Origin of the sequence: Streptomyces sp. NPDC091271 (assembly GCF_044757505.1) — a bacterium.
GTDB lineage: Bacteria > Actinomycetota > Actinomycetes > Streptomycetales > Streptomycetaceae > Streptomyces.
Window position 1 is genome coordinate 251840 of record NZ_JBIVVD010000003.1, and the last position, 25576, is coordinate 277415.

A 25576-nucleotide genomic window follows, 5' to 3' on the forward strand; every position below is an offset into this window, starting at 1 on the left:
GGAGGGGGTGACCAAAGAGTTTCCCCCGCCGCTTCCGGTGCGGGCATTCGGGGCAAAGGGGGCAAAGGTGCCTGAGGGGTTCAATATGGACCAGTTGCTCTTTCGGGAGATTTTCGTGTAATTGCTCAATGGGTCGAGTGAAGTAATCGGGGCTCCGCGGTGCTGCGTCAAAAGGCGTTGTCGGAAGGAGTGTCAGCGTCAAATGGCAGGTGTATCGTGCAGTTCATGGGCGACGCGGCAGCTGAGGAGTGATGACGTTGGACACGGGCATGGACTTTGGCCCTTGGCTGGCCCGGCAGCTGAAGCAGTCAGGCATGAGCCAGGCTGATCTGGCCCAGCGGATCGGCCTGACGCGGGCCGCGGTCTCGGCCTGGATCACCGGCCGGGCGACCCCTCGTGAGGAGACGATCAACAAGATCGCCGAGGCGCTCGGCACCGATCTGGGGACGATCCACACCCGGACCGCCGACACCTTGGCCGGCTTGCCGATCTCCTGGTACCACCGCCCGGGCCACGCTGACGGCGGCCGTGAGTTCGGGAACGCGGCAGCTTTCGCCTTCGAGGCCGACGTCGAAGTCCTGGCCCGAGAGGCGACCCAGAACAGCCTCGATGAACGGCTCGACCTCGCCCAGCCGGTCCGGGTCCGATACACCCTGCACGAACTGTCGGGCGAGGCCTTGGCCCGGTTCCGCGACGAGATTCGCTGGGACGACCTGCTTCCCCACTACGAGGCTGCCGCAGAGCAGGACCAGAAGGTCGGGCGCATGATTGCGGCCGGCCTGAGCGACATGTACGACCGGGACCGGCTGGTACTCCTCCGCATCGACGACTACAACGCCTCCGGCCTGACCGGCGACGACTACGAGACCGGCCGTTTCGCCGCTGTCGTGCGTCGCCAGCTCGACAGCCAGAAGTCGATGAGCGGTGCCGGTGGGTCCTACGGCCTAGGCAAGGCGACGCTCTGGGCGACCAGCCGTCTCGGCCTGGTCCTCATGAACTCGACCCTGTCGGAGCCGCACGAGGGGCGGACCGAGCGTCGGCTCGTCGGACGCCTCGACCTTCCCTGGCGCAGGGTGGGGGATAGGACCTGGGCCGGTCCCGCCTGGTTCGGTCGGCCGGATCCGGATGCCGAGGATGTGAACGTGGCTCGCTCGTGGTGGGCCGACGAGGAGAGCGTCGAACGCCTCCACCTCACTCGGGAGAGCGCTGAGCCCGGTACGTCCTTCCTCATCGTCGGCGCTCACGATGTCGCCAGCCTCGCCGAAGGGACCGAGGAGGGCAACGCCGATGTCGAGGACGACGACAGCGTGCACCGTATGCACCACCGCCTCAAGGATGCACTCGGTCGGAACTTCTGGGCGGCCATGACCGGCGGGGGCAAACAGCGGCCTCTACTGGAGGCCTCCGTGAGAACGTTCCGCAACGGAGTGGAGATCATTCCGGAGACGCGTGTCGACCCGCGAGAAACCCAGCCGTCACGAACGCGGGCCCTGCAGGCCTTCTTGGACGGGACCACCGTCGACAGGATGACGGAGGCCGGGCAGGTGGCCATGACGACCGTCCCGCTGATGGTGCCGGGGCGTACCGGGCGTGGAAGTGGTGGAGAGCACCGAGCGGTCGTGCTGGTCACGGAAGCCGATGACCGCGACCACGGAAAGCCGAACAGAGTGACGACCATGCGGGGCAACCGTATGACGGTCAAGATCGGTTGGGTACCCGGCCTGCCGGTGGGCACCAATCTCTTCCAGGCTGTCCTGCTCGCCGGTAGGGCTGCTGGGGACGACGCTCCCTTCGCGGACGAGGCGGAGGCTTTCCTGCGCGCCGCCGAACCACCCGAGCACGACAAGTGGGGGCAGACGGAGGAGCTGCGGATGCTGTACTCGCCCTCCGCGTACCGACGGATCGGTGCGCTCACGTACGAGGCGAACAAGGCTGTGCGGGACTTGGTCGCCCTGCCGAAGAAGAGTCGTAAGGTCGGCTCGGAGCGTCTGCGTAAGCGTCTGACCGTGGGGGGACGTAAAGCGACCCGCCCCGCGCCGGCGGCAGGGCCACCCACGCTGGAAGAACTCGACGCGCGGATCGACGACAGCGGTGCGTGGTGTGTCACGGCCGAGATGAAGATTCCCGCCGGCGGCGATTCCTGGCGACCCACACCCGTGGCCAAGCTCGACGTACGCTCCGGCCCCAGGCCGGTTCTGGCCTGGTCCGAACTCGTCGCCGTGCACAACTGCGAGATCGTCGACGGCGCGGTCCGCTTCGTCCCCGGTTCGCGCACCGCGACCTTCCGGGGAACCACTGACGTGTCCACGCATCCGGTACGCGCCCAGTTCAGCGGCCTCGTCGTGGAACTCCGTACCGACAAGGGGGCCCAGGCATGAGGGCATACCCGTACCAGCGTCTTCCCGGTGTGGTGTCGCTCCGGGTCACCTCCGTCGAGCTGCGGGGCCCGGACGACATCAGGGACCCCCTCGACACCAGCGCTTTCTCCGCCGTCGAGCAGGTCGTCGCGCCCGGTGCGACAGGACGGGACGACTGGGAGTGGCTTCGTATGAAGGTCTCGGCCACCGTGCCGGGGAGGGCGACCGCTGCCGACAGCCCCTGGACCGACCTGGCGGTCGTCGTCGTGCTGAGCGAGGGCGCCACCAACACGCGGGTCACCAGGGCTCTCGCCCCCGGGACGGAGGGCGGCCGACAGTGGGTGGGGCAGCTCGACCTGTGGCGGGCGGACCATCTGGACCGGGCCACCATGTCCGTCCATGTAGTCGCCACGGTGGACGGTGTGGCAGGACGTGAGATCGCCGCATCGACCAAGGACTGGATCGTCGACCTCAAGGCCGACGCTCCGCTGCGTGACCGCGAGCTCGACGTCGTCGAGGTCGGCTTCCGCGAGGGCCCGCAATGGTTGAGCCGCTTCCAGGAGGTGCCCTGGGCCGTGGACACGTCCGGTGACCTTCCCGTCGTGCACATCAACACGGATTTCGAGGGAGTCTCCGACCTGATCGGTGGCAACGGCACCTCGGTCGACAACATGGTGCGGGATCTGCTCCTCGCCCAGATGTGCACGGACGTGTGGACGGCCGTCTTCCACACCGCCATCGGAGACCTGGAGATCGAGGACGACGGAACTCCCCTCTTCCCTCGTGACTGGAGAGGCGAGGTGCTGCGCGAGATGCTGCCCGACGTCGTGCCCGACCGCCCCGTGGAGGACGCGCTGGGTGAGGTTCACCGACGACGGACCGGAACGTCCGGGTGGACCGACCTCCAACCACGCATCCACTACGCCGCCACACGCAGGGCGGACGTGCCCAAGGTGCTGAGCACGACCATCCGTGGCCTGAACAGCATCCATCGGGGGACCGACGCATGACCGACAAGCCGAACCTCCTCCCGGAGCGCCTGGCGTTGCTCGCGGATCTCAACGCGGCGCAGTACCTCACTGATGGGCTGCTCTCGGGCAAGGAGGACGCGCCGGCCATAGCGCTCAACAAGACCACCGATCCGCTGCCGTACGACGGTGAGAGCCGCGCGGAACTGGGCCCGGTGCGTGCCTTGGTCGAGGACGCGATGTACAAGTTCCGGGAGGACAGGCCGACGGCTGCCGACGGTTGGCTGGCACCCCGCCTGCACGCCGCGCTCAGGCTCACCCGCCGGGAGGCGGCCGACCGGCGGTTCTGGAACTACCTGGCATTGGGGGTGGCTCCGGACTACGTGGTCTGGCGCCACCTGTCCGAGCCGAAGAAGAAGCGTGAAGAGAGCAGCGGCTCTCCGAAGGTTGCCGCCGCACGGTTTCGAGGTCCGGCTTACACCCAGGCGTTTTCTCGGCTGTGGTGGGCCGCAGAGCTGTACCGCGACGGCCCCGATTACGGTCCGGTCGTCACCGCGTGCAGCAACCAGGAAATGCTCAACACCGCTCTAAGGATGGACGTCATCGAGCACCGGCCGACGGCCCAGGCGATGGTGCTCCTGATCAGACGTGGGACGGTGACCAGCACCCGGGAAGCGAATGCCATGGCAGCGGCCATCAACGCCTCCGCCGCGACCCTCATGTACGACGTCGTCGCGCCAGATGCCGACCGGGACGGCGGGCCCCTACGGGAGTGGATCGAGGCGGCGGAGTCAGCACCGGCCGTCCCACGCAGGGACCTGCCCATCGGGCCGTACGAGGAGAAGACTCCGGAGCGATCGGTGGACGTGCTCGTCGATCACTTCGCCGAACTCTTCGCCGAGGCTCCGGTACGGGGACGGACGGATGCCGAGGAGGAGACCGGCGGCGAGCTCTGAGGCGGCGTCGACCGTCGACCGGGTGCCGGGGGGGCCGCCGACAGCGGCGGTTCCTCCTGCGGCTGCGGCCGCCACTCCTTCAACAGCGTGTACCACTTCTCCTGCGGCGGCTCGCGGAGCAGCGCCATGCTCAGGATATGCAGCGACAGGCGGGGCGGAATGGCGTTGCCGATCTGCTGCGCCACGTCGGTGGAGCGCCAGGGGTACACGGAGGGGAAGGACTGGAGCAGCCCGGCCTCTGCCGGGGAGAGGCGCTCAAGTTCCTCCTCCTTCCTGATCACGATCTCGCCCGACCCGGCCTTCCTCAGGGGGTAGAGACGGTTGCGGCGTACCTTGCCGGTGATCGTCGGAGCCGGCTCTCCAGACTCACGGCGTCCGCGGTTCTTGGGATCGCCGCCGGAGCCGTAGTTGGAGACCATGACGAACTCCGACGTTCGCGTGGCGTGGAGCGCGTCTCCCATGGATACCCAGGGCTCGACGTCACCCCCGCTGCGCGAGGTGCGGAACAGTGATCCGTCCTGGTGGTCGTGCGTCGGAGGAAGCCGCTCTGCGCCCTTCCGGTACCGCTGGTGCGTCGCCTCCGGGAAACGGACCTTCCGGTGCACGTTCTCCGGGTCGAACTGCGCGATCAGGACCGCCCTGCGTCGTGTCTGCGGGACACCGAAGTCCTCGGTGTGCAGCACGTGGGCCTCGGCGGCGTAGCCCGTTCTCCGGAGGATGTCCACGAAGTGCTTCCACACGGGCAGAACGGTGGGTACCTGCTCCAGCACGATCACTTCGTACGGCCTGCGGCGCTTGAGCTTCGCCTCCATGATCCAGCGCAGCGGCTGTAGCACGAACCCTGTCCGATCGTCCGACATCGAGTCGGTCTCGGCCTTCACCTCTTTCCAGGCCACATCGAACGCTGCCTCGTCCTCGTGGTCCGCAAGCCGCGTGGCCAGGCGCAGCACGTCGTCCAAGGCCTGGTGGCCCTTCCGGCTTCCCGCCACGGAGAACGACTGGCAGGGGGGACCTCCGGTGAGCACGGTCGCCTCGACGACCGAGGGGTCACACGGCCCGAGTGCGGCGACGTCCTTCACCTCGGTGGTCAGGAGGCCGGCCGCCGCACGCGTGGCACGTGTGGCGTCGTCCCACTCCACCCCGATGCTCTCGACGCCCTCGTCCTTCATGATCGTGGCGGCGATGTCGAGGCCGCCGGGCCCTGCGAAGAGATCGACGATCCCGAATTTCGCAGGGGGAAGTGAAGGGGGGGAGGGGTGGGTCATGGTGTGCAAGTGTAGCCGGCGATCAAAATCATTCATCCCGATCCCGGCAGGGACCGCCGCACGCCCGTGGATCAGCTGTTCAGGGCGGCGGCGACGGCCAGTCCGAGCGCCGTTCCGACCGGCGGCGGAGAGGCGTGACCGATCTGCCGATAGCGCGCGGTCTTCTTCCCGGCGAACTGCCAATCCTCGGGGAACGACTGCAGAAGAGCGGTCTGCATGTCGGTGAGTTTGATCATCCCCGAAACAGGGTCATCGGGCCCCGGAACATCATTGCCCAGTGCTCCACCGTTGACCCTCATCCGTTCCCACGCCTTCTTCGACCCCGTCGGACCCAGGTCCGCACCACCCCGGTTGTCCGAGCCGCCCACCAATGTGGGAGCCACGCTGATGGCCTGTGCCGCCCAGGCGTCCGCCCCGGGCCAACCGTGAGCTGCCATGGACCGGCCCAGTGCCGTCCCCACCGGCACATGATGGGCGGCGGTCGGAACCGGCGGTTCAAACGCGTCGAAGTACTGCTTCTTCAGCGCGACGAGCACCCCCTGCTTGCGATCCTGAGGCACGCCGAAGTCGGCTGCGTTCAGGACGAACCAGCGGAAGCGGTAGTCGAGATGTTCGAGCTCCTTGCGGACGAACTCCCGCACGCCCTCGAACTTGGGGGAGTCCACGAGCCCCGGAACGTTTTCGATGATGAGCGCACGGGGCTGGATGGACGGGGCGAGCAGCACCGCGGCCTCCAGCAGCCGCACCTCCTCGTCCGTCTCGGTTCTCGCCACCGTCGCGCTGGACTTCACCCGGGGCAGCCCGGCGGAGAGAAGGTCCACGTCGTAGGTGTGCTGGTGCTCTGCCGGGTCGAAGTCCAGAAGATCCATCTCCAGAACGTTCCACGCCGGCCGGTTCAGCCGTAGCGTCTCGCAGGCCACCTGCTTCTTGTCGAGCAGCAGCACGGGATCGAAACCCGCACCTTCGAGCCCCAGCGCCAATCCCCCCGCTCCCGCACACACATCGACGAATCGCAGCTTGTTCATGGGCCCCCGCCCTTGTTCCGTGTCCGCCGTTCCTGTTCGACGGCCGCCGCGACCAGCTCGGCGGCTCCGTCCGGCGCCTCGTGTTCCCAGAATCGCAGCACGGTCCACCCCGCCGCAGCCAGATGCTCGGTCGTCTCCTGGTCCCTGGCCATGTTCCGGTCCAGCTTTTCCCGCCACCACTGAGCGTTCGACTTCGGTTGCGTGGCGTGCTCGGGACAACCGTGCCAGAAGCAGCCGTCGATCATCACTGCCACCTTGGCCCGTGTGAAAGCGATATCGATCGTGCGCCGGGACATGCCCGGCACGCGTTCGTTGACCCGGTAGCGATAGCCCGCAGCGTGCAGCAGCTTCCGGACCGCCACCTCGGGCGCCGTGTCGCGGCGCGCCTGGCGGCTCATCCGGGCGGATACGTCGGGGGAGGACGGTTTGGCGGTGCTCATCACTGCCAAGTTTCCTACGCCTCGCCCTGCACACGATCGACGACGGCGATATTGCTCCTACTCGAATCCACGGCTCGGAAGCGCACCAGACTGCGCTGCCCACCCTTCGGTGACGTCGGGGCGACCAGGCAGAACGCCAGGACCACGTCACCGGGATCGATCATGCCGCGTGAGGACAGCCGGGGCTCGTTCTCCACCGTGGGATAGAGGACCAGGGCGGCGCGTCGTTCCCGCACGAGCGACTCGACCAGAGGGTCCCCGGAGTCCTGGCCTGAAGGCCTACGCCGGCGCCTCACCCATCACCCACCCTCAGGCAAAAAGTCGAGCGTCACCCGACGGTGGGTGAAGAACGACCGTCTCAACCACGTCGGCCATCTTTGGGCCTTCTCCGCCCCCAACGCCTCGCCCGGCGCCAAAAGCCACTACCGCAGGCGTCGCGACGACCACGGAGACTGGCACGCATCCGCCCAGCGGAACCTCTTCAATCGCCTGCTCGGGCAGCTCTACCCCTGCCTCCAACATGGCCATCGATATGACGAGGCATCGGCCTTCCCAGCTCCGCCCGGCGAGTTGGGCGCGATGGCCGCATGACCTAAGGCCGTATCTCACGGCGAGAGTTCGGAAGCATGCCTAGCGTGGCAGGCGGCCCAGTACGGCACGGAATCTCTCCCGTCCTACCGTGACGCTCGCGTCCCACAGACCTGCTGCGTCACTACTCAGCGAGAGGGACTGGAGCCGTTGTTCCTCGGCGAGAAGGCTGGCCCCCGCCACGTTCTGGTCCAGCATTCCCATCGCGGTGAGCGCCGCATGACCGCAGGCCACCGCGTCATCAGCGTTTCCCGAGCCATGAGCTAGCAGGGCATACCGCAAGGTGAGGACAGCGAAGAAGGCGTAGGTGTCGACGACATCGGTGATCCCCTCCTCGTTCGGCTGAAGCTCCGGGAACTGCTCCAGCAGGCGTACGCGCTCGGCAACGTCGGCGAGCGGCCGGTCGGCATGCCAGAGGTCGCGTACGGACTCCGCGTAGAAGTCCAGGTCGGATTCCCGCCCCGGCGTGTTCGCTCGCAAGCCCATGAACAGCGGCGTCATGCGTTCGGTACTGGCGGCGACGTACAGGCGGATCGCCTCGCTGCCCCCGTCACCAAGCGCCTCCGCGACGGCCCTCTCCACCAGCTTCTCCACGTCCCGCCCTCCCGTTCGAGCAGATCGACAGGTTACATAGCAGCCTGAGCACCAAAGCTTGACGAGTTAAAGCCCTGAGGTGTCTGTCCGGTGGTGACCGTGTCGAAGGCGCGGACCTTGTCCCAGCGCACGATGGTGCCGTGCCACTCGATCAGGCCGTCGTAACGGTCGACGAGGTCCTGGCAGTAGCCGGGATCCACGATGTCGCAGGTGAAATCGGCCTGGGCGCGGGCCGTCAGCCACCGGCGGCCGGTGGACGGGCTGCGCTTGGTGCGGCTGATCACCGTGAGCGAGTCGGCGTGCGAGAGCGACGCGGCTTTGAGACCGGCACCGAAGTGGCCGAGCGCGTTCTCCCCGTACTCCTGCCGGCCGCCCACCGTCATCGCGGTGTCGAGCGTCTCGTCGTTCATGCCCCGCCCGTCGTCGACGACCAGGAGACTGACAAGGCGGTCCTCGTCGCGCAGGAAGCTGATGACGACGTTGCGCGCCCCCGCGTCGATGGAGTTGTCGACGAGGTCGGCTATCGCCGCCTCGAAGCCGTACCCCTGATGCGACAGTGATTCGACGTAACGGGCGGCGGGAGGCAGCCGCTTGCTGCCGGTCGTCGGGATCTCGTACTGCCAGTCCGAGGACGGCTGGTAGGGCGGCATGGGCTTCCTCGCACAGACGGAACGGGGCCTGTGTGGGGGGTGAGTGGCCCGGAGCTAGTTGTTGAATGTGATCGTATTGCAAAGGTGCGACATGAGGGGAATCACTGTTGAATTCATCCTGCGATTGATACGAGCCCGAGGCCGGCGGCCCGCGCGCCGCATGAGCTCGCCCCGCCACCAGCCCGGCCACCCCGTCCAGCACCCGCGCCGCCGCGCTCGGGGGAGCGCAGCGGTCCCGTGGTCTCGGCACGCTGATCCGTGGTGCCGTCCGCCCGCAGGCTCACCGGCAGAGTGCGTCGAGGTCCTCCGAGAAGGTCGCGAACTCCGCCCGGGCCCCGGTGACGATCTCCTGCGCCGTCCGGCGCGGCGTCGCCGCGTGGCGATCGGCTATGCGGGTCAGGGGCTCGTCGGGCGCGGACGGAAGTCCGTCGGCGAGGGCGGCCTCCCTCGGGCCGTAGCCGTCGGCCAGGACCCAGAGGAAGTCGGAAAGGTTTCCCGCCACGATGCCGCGCTCGCCCTCGGAGCCCAGGAAGACGACCGGCTGGTCGGCGAGCGGCCGGCCGGGCCGGGCGCGCCAGATCATGGCGCGGCCGCCCGCGCCGTCCTGGCCGAAGACGAGGTAGGCGTCGCCGTCCACCTCCTTGTTTCCCGTCCAGCTCCGGAAGAGTTCCGTGGTCCACTCGGCGGACTCGAAGTACGGGTTCGGCTCGAAGTCGAAGCGGTGGTCCTCGTCTCCGTCCTCGTCGACGGTGAGGTAGTGGTCGTCGTAGAAGTCGACCGTGGCCACCTCCGCCAGGGCCACGGGGAAGCTGCGGTCGGTCTCGGCTGTGTCCTTCACGGGAATGGGCATGGGCGGCAGGCTATGCGTCCGCTCCGACACCGCCGATTCGGGGTGTCAGGCGCGAACCGCGGTGATCAGTACGCCGTTCCCTGTCTGGATCTTGAGCGTGGTGCCGTCCCACGCGACGGGCAGGGGGAACGGCGTGGTGTCCACCGGTTCTCCGTCGCTGAGGCCGGACTCCGCGTCATGGCCCCACTGCAGGGTGAGCGAGGCGTCGTCGCCGACCGTGCCGGGCATGCCGGTGGCGGCCCAGACGTTGTCCGTGCTCATGTTGTCGATCGTGAGCTGGAGTTCATCGCCGGTGAGCGTGAAGGAACCCATGAGGTCGCCACCGTCGAGGTCCCAGGCGCGACCCGTGATCTCGATCCGCCGGTACTCGTCGTTGACCTTTCCTCGCGGGCTGTAGGCGAGAGTCCAGGAGCCCTGCGCGAAGGCCTGGACGGCGGCCCCGGCGACGGTCGGCCTGCTGGAACCGCCGGTCCGCCCCGGGGGACCCGAGGCGCCGTCGTCCTCCCCCTTCTTCCCGCCGCAGGCGGCCAGCGCGACGGAGAGCAGACCGAGGCCGCCGTACCTGATCACGTCCCGCCTGCGGACGGCCTTCCGCAGCTGCCTGAATTCGTTCGGCATCAGTGCCCGTCCTCTCCCGGTACGGCCCCGCCGTGAGGTCCGGTGATCACGCGAAGAGCCCGGTGACGGCCTGCTTCAGGGCCTCCGCCGCAGCTGCCAGACCCGCGACGGACCCGAGTGCGGCGCCCAGCCTCTCCAGGGCGCCGGCGAGGCGGCCCCGGTCCGGTTCGTCGGCGGCGAGTTCGTCGGCCACCTCCTCCAGCTCGCCGCGTGCCCGCGCGCGGTCGGCGGCGGGGAGCTCCCTGCCGTGTACGGCGAGCAGCTCACGCAGCGTGGCGAGCGCCTCCTGGGGGGACACCCCGTCCGGGGCGGCGCCGGGCCCGCCGGTGGTGACTGACACCCTGGCGCCCGAACCGGCGACTGTCGTACCCGAGTTGTCCAGCTTTCCGCTGCCGGCCTGGTAGATACCGATGTTCTGTTCGCCGCTCATCTCTCTCTTCTCTCCTCGTGTGGTCGAAGCGTGGGCATGGGTGTCTCGGTGACCCGGCGGTCTGCTGCCGGGCCGGCGTGGACCGCCGCGTCACCCGCCGGCGACGGAGACCGACGCGTCGGAACCCACCGCGGTGGTGCCCCGGTTGACGATCGTGCCGCTGCCGGTCTGGAGGATGCCGACGTTCAGCACCTCCGACTGCCGCGCCCGGAATTCGGCGGTGTCCACGTGCTTCAGGTCCAGGAAGTCGAGGATCACCTCCAGCGTCCGGCGCTCCACGACCTTGAAGTACTTGGTGCTGTCCATCCGCTGGAAGTAGTGGTGGTAGCCCGAGCCCGCCCCCAGCTGCCGGACGCTGTGCCGCGCACCCCAGTCCGTGTACGGCAGATCCCCGGCCTCGGTGTCGGGATCCGCGACCGGCCCGGCGTCGGCGGCCCGGCGTACGGCCGCCCGGCGGGACAGCAGGGCCCGGGGGGCGCCGGTGACCGCGCCGATGCCGCCGAGGAGCGTCTCGGACAGGGCCTCGCGAGCCAGAGCACGCAGTACCCGTCTGCTGACTCCGCGCGGCAGCCGGTCCGGAGCGTGGTAGGCGGCCTTCACCGGTAGGAGTTCGTAGGCGTGCAACTGGGTGTGGAGGACCCTGCCCTTGAGATCGAAGTTGAGGAAGACCGTCAGGACGAGCTCCTCCGACCAGGAACCGACCCGGACGACGAGGAACTCGCGTGCCGCGTCGTAGTGCTCGGACGAGTCCCCCGAGGCCGGGCCGCCCGGCGGGCTCTCGTCCTCCCCCGGCACGGGCGGATGCGGTCCGTCGGCGCGGGCGTAGAGACGGCGGGTGACCTCCAGGCCGTCCAGCCGCTGGTCCGGGTGAGGGACCTCCGTCAGCAGGTGCGTGGTGAGCCGCTCCTGTACGTAGGCCGTCAGCTCCTGGCCGGTGAAAGGTGTGGGGCCGGCGTCCGGGCGGGGCGGCCCGGTGGGGTGGAGGGCGCCTTGCGGCGCTCCGTCCAGCAGGACGGCGAAGGACCAGGCCCGCAGCGCGTGTCCCGCTCCGACGAACGGCATGTACCCGCCGTAGCGGACGATGCCCGAACTCCCGTCCTGCTCCTGCCGGATCTCCTCGTAGACCTCGGCCTCGCTCCAGGTGTTCAGAGGCGGCTCGCCGTCGAAGCCGTACGTGGCGTCGGGCGGGGTGCGCGGCCTGAGGTGGACCGTGACGATCTGGCGCGTGACGACCTTCCCCACGAGGCGTACGGCCCAGGCCGCCCACACCCCCACGACCGTGCACACCCAGAACGCCGTCGCGCCGAGCGGTCCCGCGACGACGGCGAGCACCCCGATGAGGAGCCACTGGAGACCGGCAGCGGTGAACAGAGCCGTCCTGACGCGCCGCAGCCTGCGGGCGGCGAGCGCATGGCCCAGCACGGTCGCCGCGTCGTAGCCGTACGCGGGAGCTGCCAGGCGGTGGCGGTTGTCCAGCAGCTCCTCGATCACCCGGTCGGCGAACTCCCGGTCCACATGGGCGCCGACGGAGAGCAGCCGGGTCACCTCGGACTGGGCGGCGGAGGACCCGTGCGGATCCTCCGGCGTCGGTAACGGCGCCGGTGGTGCGGGGTCGGCGCGGCCAGGTCCGCCGGGTGGCGGCACGGTGGTGCGGTCGGTGCTCATATCGGTCCCCCCGGGGGTTCTCGCTGGTTCACGGCGGTAGGGCTCAGAACTGGTCGGCCCGCCACGACCGCAGTGAGTACGTCTCCGCGATCGGGTTCCACACGTCCACGAAGTCCTGCTTCGCCGACGCGGCGGCGTCGTTCGCGTCACCTGTGGCCAGGACGTAGTCGGCCTGCTGGGTGGTGGAGGAAGGAGCACACGAACCGTCGTCGAGCGCCGTGGCCCAGTCGGCGAAGTGGGTGTCGACGGTGGCCGAGAGCCTGAGCGCCTCTTGGAGCAGGACCTTGATGTCGGGTCCCCGGCGGACCTGGTCGAGCGTCAGGGCGGGTACGTCGTCCGCGAGTTCCCCTCGGGCCGTGGCCGCCTCCCGGAAAGTGGTCGCGCTCTGTTCGAGGCCCGAGGTCGCTCCGCACGTGGAGGTGTCGTCCACGGCCGACTGCACGCTCGTCCGGTATCCGGCCGACTCCTCCAGGACGCTGTCGAGGGCGCGGGCCTGGGCGGTTTCCTCGACGGAAGCGGACGGCACCTCGGACGTGGCGGGGGCTTCGGACGGGGGCGGGGGCTCATCGGCACCGCCACCCTCCCCGTCCGAGGTGGTGGATCCGGCCTCACTCGCACCCGCGCTGTACGGGGCGTCACCGCCGTCGCCGGACGGCAGGTACGTCCACGGGTGTGCGACCGGAACCAGAAGGAGGACGAGCGGAACAGCCAGGACCCGTACCAGGGCCTTTCGTGCCGCCGGGGCGAGCGTGCGGAGGATCTCGTCGTACGCGAACCCCACCGGACGGGGGCCCTGCTCAGGCGGAGGCGGGGACGGTGTGATTCCGGGCTCAGGGGGCGTGGGCGCGACTCTTCCCCGTGCACCGGGCGGATCGACGGCATCTGCCATCCGGGCTCCTGTCCGCTCTGTCATCGTTCGGGAGCCAGAGTGTGGCGTAGGTATGGCCCGGATGTCTGTAAGTTGCGCATGTCTATGTGAATTCCTCCCTGGTAGAGAGAAATGTGGTAGCGGGCGCGCGTGAACGGGGTCCCGCCCGCCCGCTCAGGTAGCGGACGGCAGGCGTGGGCCCGATGCTGGTTTCGGTACGTGTCCGCGTGTGCGGAGGCCCTGTCCTGGGCCCGTGCGGGGGCGAAGGAGCTGGGTTCATGGCTGATGCGCCCCTGATGGTCGTGGACGTCGCCGGAACGGTCACCGGGTGGAGCCGGGCGGCCGAGCGGCGCTTCGGTGCGGCGACCGCCGATGCGTTGGGCCTGCACGTCATGGACGTACTGGCGGGTGATGTGGGCGACGCGGGCGACGCGGGTGATGCGGGCGACGCGGGCCACACCCCGGGTGCCGACGGGGACGACGAGGCGCGCACGGGGCTGCGGCTGGAGCCGCTCGCCGGGGCGGGCTGGGCCGTCTGGGCCACCGAGGGGAGCACCGGCCCCGGGGCCTTCGGGCAGGCGCTGCTGGACGTGATGTTCACCCAGGCGCGCGTACGCGTCCATGTGCTCGATCCGGAGCTCCGCCTCCTGCGGATCAGCGACCACTCCACGGACCCCGACACCGACGAGACCGAGCGGCTGCGCGGCCTGCCGTTCCGTGACGTGTGCGCCTTCGAGGAACCGGAGCGGGTCGAGGCGTTCGTACGGGAGGTCCTGCGCACCGGCGTGCCCGGCGTCGAGCGCCCGTTCCGTGCCCGCCCCGGCGACGTGCCCGGTGGGCGGCGCACGTTCTCCCTGTCGGCGTTCCGGCTCCAGGAGGGGCACGGGCTGCGGCCGAACGACCACGGCACCGTCCTGGGGGTGGCCGTCTCCGTGACCGACGTCACCGAAGAGGCGCGGCGCCACGCCCGGGACGTGGCGCTCGACGCGGTCCGCGACAGTGTGGGCCGGACGCTGGACGTGGAGGCCATCTGCCGGGACCTCATCGACGCCCTGGTCCCCGGTTACGCCGACATCGGCGCCGTCGAGGTCGTCGACGCGGTCCTGCGCGGTGAGACCCCGCAGCCCGGGCCGCTCGGCAGGGACGTGCCGCTGCGGCGGGCCGCGTTCGGCGGCGGTGACGACCCCGCCCACCCGATCGGCGACGTGCGGGCCGTGCCGCCCGGGACGCCGTTCCAGCGCGCGCTGTCCGACCTGCGGGCCCGCGTCGTCCCCGTCGAGGACGCGCCCTGGGCCGATGCCGACCCCGCGCGGGCGCGCTCCATCCGGGAACAGCACGCGCACACGCTCCTGCTGGCACCGCTGACGCTGCGCGGAGCCGTCCTCGGACTGGTGAGCCTCTACCGGTGCGGTGACTCCGAGGCCTTCAACGAGGAGGACATCCCCGTGGTTGCCGCGATGGCGTCCCGCACCGCTCTCGGCATCGACAACGCCCGCCGGTACGTGCACGAATACACCATCGCCAGCGCCCTGCAGCGCCGGCTGCTGCCCCAGCGCCCGTCCCCCCAGCCCGCCGTCGAGACGGACCACCTGCTGCTGCCCGGCGGGGGCGCGGGCAGCTGGTTCGACACGATCGCACTGCCCGGGGCCCGCACCGCCCTCGTCATCGGGGAGGTGACCGAGCGAGGCATCCACGGGGCCACCACCATGGGGCAGTTGCGTACCGTCGTCCAGGCCCTCGCCGCGCTCGACCTGGAGCCCGACGAGCTGCTGGCGCGCCTGTACGACACCGCGGACCGGCTGGCGCAGGAACGCATGGAGCTGCCCCAGAGCGACCCGCTGCACCGTGAACCACTGTCCGCGTCGTGCACGTACGCCGTGTACGACCCGTTCACCGAGACGTGCACCGTGGCCTCCGCCGGGCACTGTGCCCCCCTGGTCATCGGCGCGGACGGCACCACCACGGAGGTCCCCGTCCCCCAGGGGCCGCCGCTCGGCTCGGAAGGCCGCGGGCCCGTCGCCGCGGCGTCCTTCCCGCTCCGGGAGGGCAGCCTGATCGTGCTCCACAGCAACGCGCTGCGGGACCACGCCGACCTCCGTACGGGTGCGCTGGTCCAGGCGCTCTCACCGCCGGACCGGCCGCTGCGGGAACTGTGCGACGCCGTCTCCTACGCCCTGCCCGACGACGCCGGACTCCGCGGCTCGGCCCTGCTGGTCGCCCGCACCCATGCGATGCCCGAGGACCGGTACGCCGCATGGGAGCTCCCGTACGACAAGACGGCCCCGGCCACCGCGCGCCGCCTCGCGTCGAAGGCGCTGGCCGGCTGGCACGTCGACGGCGACACCGGTGACGCGACCGAGCTGATCGTCAGCGAGCTGGTGACCAACGCCGTGCGCTACGGCAGCCCGCCGGTGGAGCTGCGCCTCATCCTGGACCGGGGGCTGACCTGCGAGATCCGCGACGGCAGCACCACCGCCCCGTACATGAAGTACGCCGGAGCGGTCGACGAGGGCGGGCGGGGCCTCTTCATCATCTCCCAGCTCGCCTCACTGTGGGGCACCCGTTACGCGGCCGAGGGCAAGACCGTCTGGTCGGAGCAGGCGATCCCCGGCCACGAGAGTACCGAGGGCGAGACCCCCGACGGCGGGCCGTCCATCGACGTTCTCCCTGGCGACGAAGGGTGAACAGGCCCCGCCCGCGACCTACTTGTCCTCCGCGAGCGTGTGCGCGACCAGGGCGTTGGCGTGGCCGTGGCCCATGGAGTGCTCGGTCTTGAGCCAGGAGACGAGCTCCATGTGCTTGGTCAGGGGCGAGGAGCGGATGAGCTCCTTCCACTCCGCGACCGGGCGGCCGTACTTCTTCTCGATCGAGGGGAAGTAACTCGCCGGGCCCTTCACTGCTTCGGTCATGTCTCGCGTCCCGTCCGTGAATTCCGTCATGAGGTCCGTAGTGATGCATATGACTGCCGGCGGGCGCGGAAGTAATCGGTCGGCACGCGACGGCCCCCGCCGCGAAGCTCCAGATGAAGCGGAACAAAGGGGTGCCCACGATCAACACCCGTGAAATACTTCTGTGTTCAGTGACCGGTCCCTTGCGGGGCGAGGGTGACGGGGTCGATGGGGGCAGGCATGGCGGACGGGACTGACACGGGCGTGCGGGAACAGGGGCGGGAGAGCATCGAGTTACGGATCACCCTCAGCGGGACGCACACCCGGCGCGACGACCTCGAAGCCCTGAGCACCTGGCTGAGTAACGCGCCGGTCCTCGAGGACGCGCTGGAGCGGGACGAAGTCACCCTGGCGCGCAAGGACTCGCTCACGCAGGCCGAGGCGATGGGCGGGGAGCTGATCCAGGACATCATCCTGGTCGTCTCCGTCGAGGTGGCGCGCTCGGTGGCCGAGAACGCCTGGCGGTCCGTGGAGACCTGGCTGCGCAACCGGCGCCGGTTCGCCGATCCCGAGGAGAGGCCGCGCGTCACGCTGGACGGTCCGCCCCAGGGTGCGGGATCCGACCTGAGCCGCGACACCGACGACGACGCCACCCGGGACTCCCGAGACGGGGACCCGGACGCGGGGCCCGGGTCCGGTGGCCCGAACCGGACGCGCGGTGGCGACGAGCCCGGAGAGGTCTAGCGGCCGTGCCGCCGTACGACGCGCGCGGCGAGGAGAACGGAGCCAAGCGTCACAGGGCCGTACTCATCGGGGTGGAGCACTACAGGGGTGCCCGGAACGACCTGCCGTCCGTCACCACGAACCTCCGCCTCATGCGCGAGGCCCTGACCGACGAACGCACCGGCGTGCTCGCCCCGGAGGACCTCGTCGTCGTCCCCTCGGACGGCGGCGGCCCTGACACCATCGTCGATCCGAACGACGTGCGTACCGCGCTCGCCGCTGCCCGCAAGGACGTCACCGGGCTGCTGGTGGTCTACTTCGCCGGGCACGGCATCGTGCGCCCGGACGGCAGTGACCTCAACCTGATGTTCACCGACTCGGAGGTGACCAGGGACCGGCACCACCCCTTCGTCGGTGCCCTGTCCTGGGACAACGACGTCATGGGCGTCCTGCGGACCTCCCGCGCCGACTGGGTCGTCGTCATCCTCGACTGCTGCTTCGCCGGTAACGCGCTCGCGGCCTTCCGGCCGACCGTGGGACAGAACTTCGCCCTGCTCACCGCCGCGGAGCCCGGTGTGGAGGTCCCGCCCGGCGATCCCCGTACCGGTACGGAGTTCACGGCTGCTCTCCACCGGCTGCTGACCACCGGCAAGGGGGAGCCGGTCACCTTCACCCGGGTCGTCGCGGGGATCCGTGAGGCGATGGCCCCCTTCAAGGCCGTCGACGGGCACCCGTGGATCCCGGACGAGCTCCGCCACGGCGACGACGTCGTGCTGGCCCTTGCCACGGACGCGGAACGCCCGACGGCCCCGGCCGTTCCCCCACCGGAGCCGAAGACCCCGGACGACGTCGTGAAGCCGGAGGCCCCCGAGCGGTCGTGGCGCCGCCTTCTTCCCGGCGTGGTCAGCCGGATGACGCGTACGGCAGCCGTGGTCCTGGTGGGCGTCGTCGCCCTCGCCGGGGCCGGTGCGTGGTACCTCCTGGGCGGGACCTCCGGCGGTCCCTGCGCGTCACCCCTGGAACTGCGCGTGCTCACCGACCCCGACCTGAGGGCCACCGTGCAGAAGGCCGCCGACGCCTATCCCAAGCGGGACGGCGACGGTTGCCGGACCGTCGGCATCAACGTGTACGACGCCAAGGCCACCGACGCCGTGGCGGCCCTCCGGTCCTCCTCGCTCTGGCAGGAACCGCCCGTTACCTGCCCGGCCTCCGGCGACTGCCCGCGGCCCCAGCGGGACGTCGGCGCACAGCCGGACATCTGGATCCCGGCCGCCGACAGCGCATGGCAGCGGGCCACGGCCGACGGGGCGAGCGGAGGCACGGCCTCCACCGCGACAGCGACCGGGGCCGACGGCGACGAGCCCGCCGCTGACGCCGGGAAGAGCGTGGTGGACCTCGACCGGCTGGGCCCCATCGCCTTCACGCCGATGGTCCTCGGCGTGCCGGACACCATGCGTCTGGCGCAGTCCCTGCAGACCGACGATCCGCTCGACGCGATCGTCTCCGGGCTGAAGGAGGACCAGACGGTCGAGATCCTGCGTCCCGACCCCGAGGACACCGAGGGAGCCCTGCTGGCGACCGACGCGCTCTACGCCTCCTCCGGCTCCGGGAGCGTCGGCACGCTCGAACAGAGGATGTCCCAGGTGCTGCGGCCCATGCCCTCCACCGCACGGGAACTGATGTGCGTACTGGCGGACGGGACCCACAACGACCTGGAGGACCGGGCGGCCGTCCTCGTGCCGGAGCAGACCCTGGCGCAGTTCAACCTGTCGGCGGGCGAGCCGGGCCGGCCCGGCTGCGCGACCGAGGCGCTGGCGCACCGGGTGGCCCACTACCCCTCCGACGTGCCGATGCTGGACCTTCCCTTCGTCCGGGTCACCTGGTCCGGGGCCGACCGGGACGCCGCCGCCCGCAAGGACGCCGTCGAGGACTTCTACGACTGGCTGGCCACGGACGAGGACGCGCGGAAGTGCTTCACCGACGACGGTTTCCGGGGGGTCGAGAAGGGCGACCCGGCCCCGCCCGACGGCGATTCCGTGCTGGGCAAGGAGGACAACACCTCGGCCGTACGCGAACAGATCCCGCAGACCGGCCCGGGAGCCGACGTGTCCACGTCGCTGACCGGCACCCTGGACCGCTACCGGGGGGCGCTCGGGCCGGGCCGGGTGCTCTACCTCCTCGACAACTCGACCTCGATGGCCGACAAGCGGGTCTGGGAGGGCACCGGCGGGGCCAAGGAACTGGTGGCCCGTTCGATGAGCTCCCTGGGCGCCGGGGACGCGTACGGGGTGTGGATGACGGCCGTCGACGAGGGGAAACCGGCCACGGACCTCGTCCCGTTCGGGGCGAACACCAGGGCCGGTGCGCAGAAGACCGTCGCCGGCGCGGGGACCGCCGCCTTCGACGCCCGCATCGCGGCGGGCGTGCGCGAGGCGCTCGCCACCCTGCGCGACTCCCCCGAGGCGGAGCGGCCCCGGCTCCTCGTCCTGGTCACCGACGGCGAGGACTTCGAGGACGTGAAGGAGAAGGAACAGCAGCGGCTCGTCGCGGAGGCGGGGAAGGCTCCGCCGGTCAGGATCGTGACGGTCTCGCTCCAGGACGGCGCCTGCACACCCGGCCGGTTCGGCGAGCGGCTCGCGGAGGCGAGCGGTGGCCGCTGCCTGGACCCCGCCGACGACATCGCGGCGGAGCTGGCGGCGGAGGTCGCCAAGACCGGTACGGGGGACGCGGAATGACCTACGGCGACCGTCGCACCAGCCGCGGGAGGGCCAGGGCCGCCGTCACCCTGGCCTGCCTCCTCGCGCTCGTCTCCGCCGCCTGCACGGGAGGGCCCGGGGGCACGCCGCAGGACGGCCAGGAGGAGTCGGCGGAAGGCCCCATCGTCGTCGCCAGCGGGCTGGACGTCACCGGCTCCGGCAGCGTGCGGCAGCAGCTCATAGAGGAGTGGAACCGCCTCCACGCCGGGTCGAAGGCCCAGCAGGCCAAGCTCGTCGAGCTGCCCGGCGGCGCCGACCAGCAGCGCAGTCAGCTCCTCGGCGCCCTCCAGTCCGGCAGCGCCCGCTACGACGTGGTGAACCTCGACATCACCTGGATCCCGGAATTCGCCGAGGCCGGACTCATCCGCCCGATGCCCGTCGAGGAATCCGGCGCCGCCGCCGACGACGACCTCGACTTCATCCGGCAGGTCCACGCCACCACCGTCTGGAAGGGCCGTTCCTTCGCCCGCCCGTTCAACACCGACGTGGGGCTCCTCTACTACCGGCCCGACCTCCTGACGGAGGCCGACATCAAGGCGGACAAGCAGCCCAACGCCCACTGGACGTGGGACCAGCTCTACTCCTCCGTCAAGACCCTCGGGCTGAACCCGGTCCGGCGCGACGAACTGGCGGGCTGGACGACGCAGTTGAAGCAGTACGAGGGGCTGACCGTCAACGCGGTCGAGGCGTTCGCCGACGCCGGTGTCGAACTCACCGACAGCGAGGGGAAGTACAGCTCCGACGCGGGAAAGCTGAAGAAGGGGCTCGACGCGCTCCTCGACCGCGTCGGCCGGGGCCGTGTCCAGCCCGCGGCGCTCACCTCCGACGAGACGGCGTCCCTCACCGACTTCGCCGAGGGACGCGCCGTCTTCCTGCGCCACTGGCCGTACGCGTACGGGGCCCTGGGGAGCCTGATGGAGCCGCGGGACTACGCCGTGAACCGGCTGCCGGGGAAGGCCGTGCTCGGCGGGCAGAACCTCGCCGTCACCGCCGACTCGCCCCGCGCCGAGAACGCCCGCGAGCTCATCACCTTCCTGACCTCGCGGGAGAGCGAACGCTGCCTGCTCGACGCCGGCTTCGCGGCGACCCGGGCCTCCGTCTACGGCAGCGCCGCGAAGCCCTGCTGGCCCCGGGTCGCCGCCGCGCTCCGGCCGGCGGGGGACGCGCCGACGGCGGCGGCCACGGGGGAGGGGACTCCGAAGGGGCAGGGCGCGCAGGCGCGTGCCACGTACATCCGGATCCTCGGCACGGCGCTGACCGAGGCGGTGCAGCGCCCGCGCACCCCCTACTACGGCGCGTTCACCCAGGTCCTGCAGTCCCATGTACACGCGCTGCTGGCCGCGGAGCGGCCCGACACCGACGCGGCCGCCGAGAAGCTCGACAAGGAGCTGCGGGACGTGTTCGCGGGGAAGTGAGGAGGGGAGCCCCTCAGCCCGCCCCGTGGCACTCGCGGTACGGACGCCCCGAGCCGCACCAGCACGCCGCGCTCCGCGCGGGGGGCCACGGGACGGCGCGGCCACGGGCCGCCAGCGTGGTGGCGTACTGGGGGAGCAGGTCGGGGTCGGACGGGGACGCGGCCTCCGACGCGGCGAACGCCTCGTACGAGGGGACCGTGCCCGTCACGATGCCGAGATTCGGCGTGCCCGTCGCATGCAGATCCCGCAGCGCCGCCTCCAGGCGCGCCAGATGGTCCTGGTGCGAGAGGTACTCCTGGGCCAGCTCCGGGTAGGCCGTGAGGAGTTCCCGCAGCTCGCCCTCGGGCCAGTGCAGCACCGCGACGGGGAACGGGCGGGACAGCGCGCTGCGGTAGGTGCCCAGCTCGGCGCGGAGCCGGTTGATCTCCGCCTGCAGCTCGCCCGGGTCCGAGGAGCCGAGGGACCACAGACGCTTCGGGTCGTGGAGCTCGTCGAGGGGGACGGCGGCGGTGTGCAGCGTGTCGGCCAGCTCGTCCCACGCGTCGTGGGCGACGCCCATCAGCCTGCGCACCCGGTGGCGTCCGGTCACCAGCGACTGGGTGGCATACGGGACTTCCTCGCCCGGCGCGAGGAGCAGCGTCAGCGCGGTCGAGAAGAAGTCGTGGGCCGCCTCCAGCTCGTCGTGCGCTTCGAGCGTCTCCGCGGCGATCTCCCACGGTGCCGCGTCGAGCGGGCCGGCGGCGCGGATGCCGTCGATGATCGCGCGGGCCTCCGCCTCATGGCCGTACTCCCACAGGTTGGACGCTTTGAGCGCTTTGACCAGATGCGGGTGGTCGATGGCGGTCTCGGGGGAGCCGAGCAGTTCGTCGTAGAGGGTGCTCGCGCGGGCGCGCTCACCGGCGAGCTCCAGATGGGCCGCGGCCTGGAGGAACAGCGGTTCCTGGTCCTCGGGATACTGCGCCGCGGTGCGCAGCAGGCGCTCGGCTTCGGCGATGTGGTCGGCAGGCGTGTCGGGGCGCATGGACCACACGGTACTGCGGGTCGGGTGCGAGGTGAGAGGGCGCGGGCCGGAGTACTGATGAAGGCCGGAGGGCGTCGGGGAGAACGGCCGGGGGAGAGTCTCAGCGGCGCTCCCGCAGGAGGAGGACGCCGGCCGTGGCCGCGAGCGCCGTGGCGGCGGACAGGAGCACCGCCCCGTCGGCGCCCGCCGGAGTCGTCGCCACGGCGATCGTCACGGCCACACCGGCCGAGGAGCCGAGATAGCGGGCGGTGTTGTTGGCGCCCGATCCCATGGCCGCCCGCTCCGGCGGCACGGACTCGACGGCGAGCCGGGGCAGCGCCGCGTTGATCAGGCCGCTGCCCGCGCCGGCCACGATCAGGGCCGGGACGAGACGCGCCCACACCGAGGGCTCCGCATCGCTGGGTGCGCCGGTCAGGAGCCCCAGCATCGGCAGCACCGCCACCGCGTGGAGGAGGAAGCCGGCCGCCAGCTGGTGCCTGGCCGTGATCCGGCCGGTCAGCCGCCGCGCCTGGAGGGCCACGGCGAACGACGTCCCGGACCAGAGCAGGAACAGCCAGGCCGAGTCCAGGGCCGACAGCGAGAGCGCGTGCTGGAGCAGGGTCGGCAGATAGCTGAACAGTCCGATCACCGAGAGCCCGGTGAACAGGCCGCCCACCGCCGATGCCAGGAAGGCGCGGCTGCGGAAGAGGGCCAGGTCGATCAGCGGGGCCGCCGCCCGGCGCTCCACCACGGCGAAGACCGCGGTCAGTGCGAGCGCCGCGAGCAGCAGCAGGCCGACCGGTGCGCGCAGCCAGCCGTCCCGGCCGAGCGTCAGTGCCGTCAGCAGCGCGGTCATCGCCAGGCCGAGCACGGCGGCGCCCGCCAGGTCGGGTCGGCCGGCGCGCGGTGCGCGGGACTCCGTGAGGACCCGGAAGGCGAAGGCCCCGGTGGCAAGGGCGCCGAGCCCCAGGGCGAGATACGTCAGCCGCCAGTCCAGGGTGGAGAGCGAGCTCGCGAGGAGCGGGCCGAGCGCGATCCCGGCGCTCACGAACGCTCCCCACACCCCCATCGCCCTGATCCGCGCGTGCCCGACCGGGTACGCCCCGACCAGCAGCCCGAGGCTGGTGGCGAGGATCGCCGCACTCGCGGCGCCCTGGCCGGCCCGGGCGAGGGTGAAGCCGACGGTGCTCGTGGTGAGGGCGCCGAGCGCGGTGGTGACGCCGAGGCCGAGAGTGCCGATCAGGAAGAGCCTGCGGCGGCCGAAGTCGTCGGCGAGGCTGCCCGCCACGAGCAGCAGCACGGCGAGGCCGAGCGGGGCCCCGTTGAGCAGCCAGGCCTGGGCGGCCGGCGGGGTCGCGAAGGCGCCGGAGAGGGCGGGGAGCGTGGTCATCGGCGCCGTGTAGTTCATCAGCGCGACGGCGGTGGCCGCACTGGTGACGGCGAGGGTCGCTCCGGGCCGGTGCGGCGGGCGGAGACGCGCCGGCCGTCTCCGGTCGGCCACGGCGGTCTGTACGGGCTGCTGGGTCATGACGTCCCTCCGGGGATCGGCCCGCCTGGGGTCCAGGTCAGCGCCTAAGGTTCGATGAATGAACCTACCGAGGGTGTCACGCTAGCACGAGTAGGTTCGTTCACCGAACCGAAGGAGTAAGGTGATGTCCATGGCTCTCGGTAAGGACTACGCGGCACAGCAGTGCTCCATCGCCCGCGCACTCGAAGTGGTCGGTGAGCGCTGGACCCTGCTCGTCGTGCGGGACGCCTTCTACGGCGTACGCCGCTACAACGACTTCCTCGGCCACCTCGGCATCCCGCGCGCCGTCCTCGCCTCCCGCCTCCAGGCGCTCACCGAGGCCGGCGTCCTGGCCAAGCGGCGCTACCAGGAGTCACCCCCGCGCGACGAATACGTCCTCACCGACAAGGGGAAGGCCCTCTGGCCCACCCTGCGCTCCCTCGGTCTCTGGGGCCGTGAGCACATCGAGGGCTCGAAGCCTCTGCGCCACTTCTTCCACGCCGCCTGCGGGAGCGAGCTCGGGGCGTACGGCCAGTGCGCGGCCTGCGGCAACATCGGTGTGCCGCTCGAGGACGTGGAGATGCGGCCCGGCGCGGGACTCGACCCCGACCCCGCCGACCCCGTCAGCCGCGCCCTGCTCACCCCTCGCCGGCTCCTTCAGCCGCTGGACACCGATCGTGTATAACGGCTGAAGGACACGTACGAGCGCGAAGTGACAGGGGAGGGCCGATGAACGACGACATGAACCGTGTACGCCGTGCGGTCGCCCGCCTCTTCCGCCCCGCCGCCTTCCTCGTCCTGTTCCTCACCGAGGTCCTCCTCGCCGAGGGCGGCAGCCTCTCCGCCGCCGTCGCGCTCGCCGCCACCGCGGCCGCCGGCTCGGCGCTCCTCGTCTGCTCCGTCATCAGCGCCCGCTGCGCCGCCCCCGTACCCCGTACGAGAGTGCGCACCGCCATGCGCGACCGCGAGAAGCGCACCGCGTTCCTCCCGCAGCGTGACCCCGACGCCCGGGGACGCACCAGGCCCCGAGCGCCCGGGGCCGCCCTCCTGACGGCCGCGTAGAGGGCACACCTCCACCACCCCTGCGCGGGTCGTCCTGCCGAGTCATTCACTCCCCGGCACGACGAGACCCCCGGAGGGCTCACCCATGTCCGCGTTCATGTCCGCATTCGCGAGCCTGGTCGGCGCATTCGCCGACCTGCTCCAGCCCCTCTTCCAAGGCGCCTCCACCGCCGCCGCGATCGTCCTCTTCACCGCGCTCGTGCGCCTCGCCGTCCACCCCCTCTCGCGGGCGGCGGCGCGCGGGCAGAAGGCCCGCACCAAGCTCCAGCCGCAGATCGCCGAACTGCGCAAGAAGCACGCCAAGAACCCCGACCGGATGCAGAAGGCGTTGATGGAGCTCCACGCCAAGGAGAAGGTCTCACCGCTCTCCGGCTGCCTCCCGAGCCTGCTCCAGATGCCCGCCTTCTTCCTGCTCTACCACCTCTTCTCCAGCCAGAAGATCGGCGGCGACCCCAACTCGCTGCTCGGTCACGAACTCTTCGGAGCCCCGCTCGGCGAGCGCTGGCACAACGCGCTGGCCGACGGCGGCCCCTTCGGCCAGCAGGGGATGGTCTACCTCGCGCTCTTCGTGATCGTCGCCGCCGTCGCCACCTTCAACTACGGACGCACCAAGCGGCAGATGGCCGCCAACCCGATGACGCCGGCCACCGGCCCGGACGGACAGCCCGTGCCCGGCATGGGCGCGATGACGAAGGTCATGCCGCTGATGTCCTTCCTGACCCTCGTCTCCGTCGCGTACGTGCCGCTCGCGGCGGCTCTGTACATCGTCACGAGCACCACCTGGACCGCGATCGAGCGCGCCTACCTCTACCGGGAGACCCCGGCCACCGAGGCCGCGGTCGCGCCCGCCGTGTAAGCGCATCGGGTCCAGTGTGTGAACAGGGTCTTGCGGAGTGATCCGATGTCTTGGAGGATCGACCGAGCCTTTCGCTGGCCGCAACCCACCGACGG

The 25576-nt window shown here is 70.9% G+C and carries 23 protein-coding genes and 2 pseudogenes; 11 read left to right on the forward strand and 14 right to left on the reverse strand.

Annotated features, from left to right (window positions below; translation table 11 throughout):
* Window positions 1–269 precede the first annotated feature (269 nt).
* From ACIQM3_RS12935 to ACIQM3_RS12945, 3 genes are read left to right on the forward strand one after another with little or no spacing between them, the layout of a single operon-like run.
* Entirely contained in the window at window positions 270–2378 is a 2109-nt protein-coding gene (locus ACIQM3_RS12935; RefSeq protein ID WP_401622982.1) for a helix-turn-helix domain-containing protein, read from the forward strand.
* The gene (locus ACIQM3_RS12940; protein WP_401622985.1) at window positions 2375–3367 is read left to right on the forward strand and encodes a hypothetical protein; all 993 of its coding nucleotides are present in this window, start codon (window positions 2375–2377) and stop codon (window positions 3365–3367) included. The genes ACIQM3_RS12935 and ACIQM3_RS12940 overlap by 4 nt, the downstream gene beginning before the upstream one ends.
* Entirely contained in the window at window positions 3364–4281 is a 918-nt protein-coding gene (locus ACIQM3_RS12945) for a DUF6339 family protein (protein WP_401622988.1), read from the forward strand. Before ACIQM3_RS12940 ends, ACIQM3_RS12945 begins: the two co-directional genes overlap by 4 nt.
* Here ACIQM3_RS12945 and ACIQM3_RS12950 read toward each other — a convergent pair.
* From ACIQM3_RS12950 to ACIQM3_RS12965, 4 genes are all read right to left on the reverse strand, one after another.
* A complete protein-coding gene (locus ACIQM3_RS12950) occupies window positions 4203–5546 on the reverse strand; it encodes a DNA cytosine methyltransferase (protein WP_401622991.1) in 1344 nt (447 codons plus the stop codon). The two genes, ACIQM3_RS12945 and ACIQM3_RS12950, sit on opposite strands and share 79 nt — an antisense overlap.
* A gap of 71 nt (window positions 5547–5617) precedes the next feature.
* Window positions 5618–6571, reverse strand: a complete 954-nt coding sequence (locus tag ACIQM3_RS12955) for a DNA cytosine methyltransferase (RefSeq protein WP_401622994.1) — start codon at window positions 6569–6571, stop codon at window positions 5618–5620.
* Complete coding sequence (locus ACIQM3_RS12960) at window positions 6568–7011, reverse strand: very short patch repair endonuclease (RefSeq protein ID WP_401622997.1); 444 nt, start codon at window positions 7009–7011, stop codon at window positions 6568–6570. Before ACIQM3_RS12960 ends, ACIQM3_RS12955 begins: the two co-directional genes overlap by 4 nt.
* A 14-nt stretch (window positions 7012–7025) precedes the next feature.
* Window positions 7026–7247 carry a hypothetical protein gene (locus ACIQM3_RS12965; RefSeq protein WP_401624385.1) on the reverse strand — a complete coding sequence of 74 codons (222 nt, stop codon included), beginning with the start codon at window positions 7245–7247 and terminating at the stop codon, window positions 7026–7028.
* 35 nt (window positions 7248–7282) lie between these two features.
* Here ACIQM3_RS12965 and ACIQM3_RS12970 point away from each other — a divergent pair.
* Window positions 7283–7602 (forward strand): annotated as a pseudogene (locus tag ACIQM3_RS12970) (IS110 family transposase); the annotation flags it as partial.
* A 39-nt stretch (window positions 7603–7641) separates the two neighbouring features.
* Here the strand turns inward: ACIQM3_RS12970 and ACIQM3_RS12975 are convergent.
* From ACIQM3_RS12975 to ACIQM3_RS13005, 7 genes and pseudogenes are all read right to left on the reverse strand, one after another.
* The gene (locus ACIQM3_RS12975; RefSeq protein WP_401623000.1) at window positions 7642–8193 is read right to left on the reverse strand and encodes a hypothetical protein; all 552 of its coding nucleotides are present in this window, start codon (window positions 8191–8193) and stop codon (window positions 7642–7644) included.
* Between the two features lie 59 nt (window positions 8194–8252).
* A pseudogene (locus tag ACIQM3_RS12980) lies at window positions 8253–8843 on the reverse strand (ATP-binding protein); the annotation flags it as partial.
* A 280-nt stretch (window positions 8844–9123) separates the two neighbouring features.
* Window positions 9124–9681: an SMI1/KNR4 family protein gene (locus ACIQM3_RS12985; protein ID WP_401624337.1), complete on the reverse strand. Its 558-nt coding sequence runs from the start codon at window positions 9679–9681 to the stop codon at window positions 9124–9126.
* A 57-nt stretch (window positions 9682–9738) separates the two neighbouring features.
* Window positions 9739–10311, reverse strand: coding sequence for a hypothetical protein (locus ACIQM3_RS12990; protein WP_401623003.1), 573 nt, complete (start codon window positions 10309–10311; stop codon window positions 9739–9741).
* Between the two features lie 46 nt (window positions 10312–10357).
* Complete coding sequence (locus ACIQM3_RS12995; RefSeq protein ID WP_401623005.1) at window positions 10358–10741, reverse strand: DUF5955 family protein; 384 nt, start codon at window positions 10739–10741, stop codon at window positions 10358–10360.
* 90 nt (window positions 10742–10831) lie between these two features.
* Window positions 10832–12406, reverse strand: a complete 1575-nt coding sequence (locus tag ACIQM3_RS13000) for a hypothetical protein (RefSeq protein WP_401623008.1) — start codon at window positions 12404–12406, stop codon at window positions 10832–10834.
* 43 nt (window positions 12407–12449) lie between these two features.
* Window positions 12450–13187: a hypothetical protein gene (locus tag ACIQM3_RS13005; protein WP_401623011.1), complete on the reverse strand. Its 738-nt coding sequence runs from the start codon at window positions 13185–13187 to the stop codon at window positions 12450–12452.
* Between the two features lie 365 nt (window positions 13188–13552).
* Here ACIQM3_RS13005 and ACIQM3_RS13010 point away from each other — a divergent pair, with 365 nt between their 5' ends.
* Window positions 13553–15958 (forward strand): SpoIIE family protein phosphatase, encoded by a 2406-nt coding sequence (locus tag ACIQM3_RS13010; RefSeq protein ID WP_401623014.1) that lies wholly within the window; start codon window positions 13553–13555, stop codon window positions 15956–15958.
* A gap of 18 nt (window positions 15959–15976) precedes the next feature.
* Here the strand turns inward: ACIQM3_RS13010 and ACIQM3_RS13015 are convergent, their stop codons facing one another.
* Window positions 15977–16183, reverse strand: coding sequence for a DUF4287 domain-containing protein (locus ACIQM3_RS13015; protein WP_401623017.1), 207 nt, complete (start codon window positions 16181–16183; stop codon window positions 15977–15979).
* Between the two features lie 219 nt (window positions 16184–16402).
* Between ACIQM3_RS13015 and ACIQM3_RS13020 the strand changes: the two genes are divergently transcribed.
* From ACIQM3_RS13020 to ACIQM3_RS13030, 3 genes are read left to right on the forward strand one after another with little or no spacing between them, the layout of a single operon-like run.
* Entirely contained in the window at window positions 16403–16906 is a 504-nt protein-coding gene (locus ACIQM3_RS13020; RefSeq protein WP_401623019.1) for a hypothetical protein, read from the forward strand.
* A 5-nt stretch (window positions 16907–16911) separates the two neighbouring features.
* Complete coding sequence (locus ACIQM3_RS13025) at window positions 16912–19620, forward strand: substrate-binding domain-containing protein (RefSeq protein ID WP_401623022.1); 2709 nt, start codon at window positions 16912–16914, stop codon at window positions 19618–19620.
* Complete coding sequence (locus ACIQM3_RS13030; protein ID WP_401623025.1) at window positions 19617–21056, forward strand: extracellular solute-binding protein; 1440 nt, start codon at window positions 19617–19619, stop codon at window positions 21054–21056. The genes ACIQM3_RS13025 and ACIQM3_RS13030 overlap by 4 nt, the downstream gene beginning before the upstream one ends.
* A gap of 13 nt (window positions 21057–21069) precedes the next feature.
* On the opposite strand, the gene ACIQM3_RS13035 is transcribed toward ACIQM3_RS13030, so the two are convergent.
* Window positions 21070–22077, reverse strand: coding sequence for an SEC-C domain-containing protein (locus tag ACIQM3_RS13035; RefSeq protein ID WP_401623028.1), 1008 nt, complete (start codon window positions 22075–22077; stop codon window positions 21070–21072).
* A gap of 100 nt (window positions 22078–22177) precedes the next feature.
* Window positions 22178–23584 (reverse strand): MFS transporter, encoded by a 1407-nt coding sequence (locus ACIQM3_RS13040; RefSeq protein WP_401623031.1) that lies wholly within the window; start codon window positions 23582–23584, stop codon window positions 22178–22180.
* A gap of 130 nt (window positions 23585–23714) precedes the next feature.
* On the opposite strand from ACIQM3_RS13040, the gene ACIQM3_RS13045 reads away from it, so the two are divergent.
* From ACIQM3_RS13045 to ACIQM3_RS13055, 3 genes are all read left to right on the forward strand, one after another.
* Window positions 23715–24248 (forward strand): winged helix-turn-helix transcriptional regulator, encoded by a 534-nt coding sequence (locus tag ACIQM3_RS13045; protein ID WP_401623034.1) that lies wholly within the window; start codon window positions 23715–23717, stop codon window positions 24246–24248.
* Between the two features lie 44 nt (window positions 24249–24292).
* Window positions 24293–24625: a DUF6412 domain-containing protein gene (locus ACIQM3_RS13050; protein ID WP_104786092.1), complete on the forward strand. Its 333-nt coding sequence runs from the start codon at window positions 24293–24295 to the stop codon at window positions 24623–24625.
* Between the two features lie 85 nt (window positions 24626–24710).
* Window positions 24711–25481: a YidC/Oxa1 family membrane protein insertase gene (locus ACIQM3_RS13055; protein ID WP_401623038.1), complete on the forward strand. Its 771-nt coding sequence runs from the start codon at window positions 24711–24713 to the stop codon at window positions 25479–25481.
* Window positions 25482–25576 lie beyond the last annotated feature (95 nt).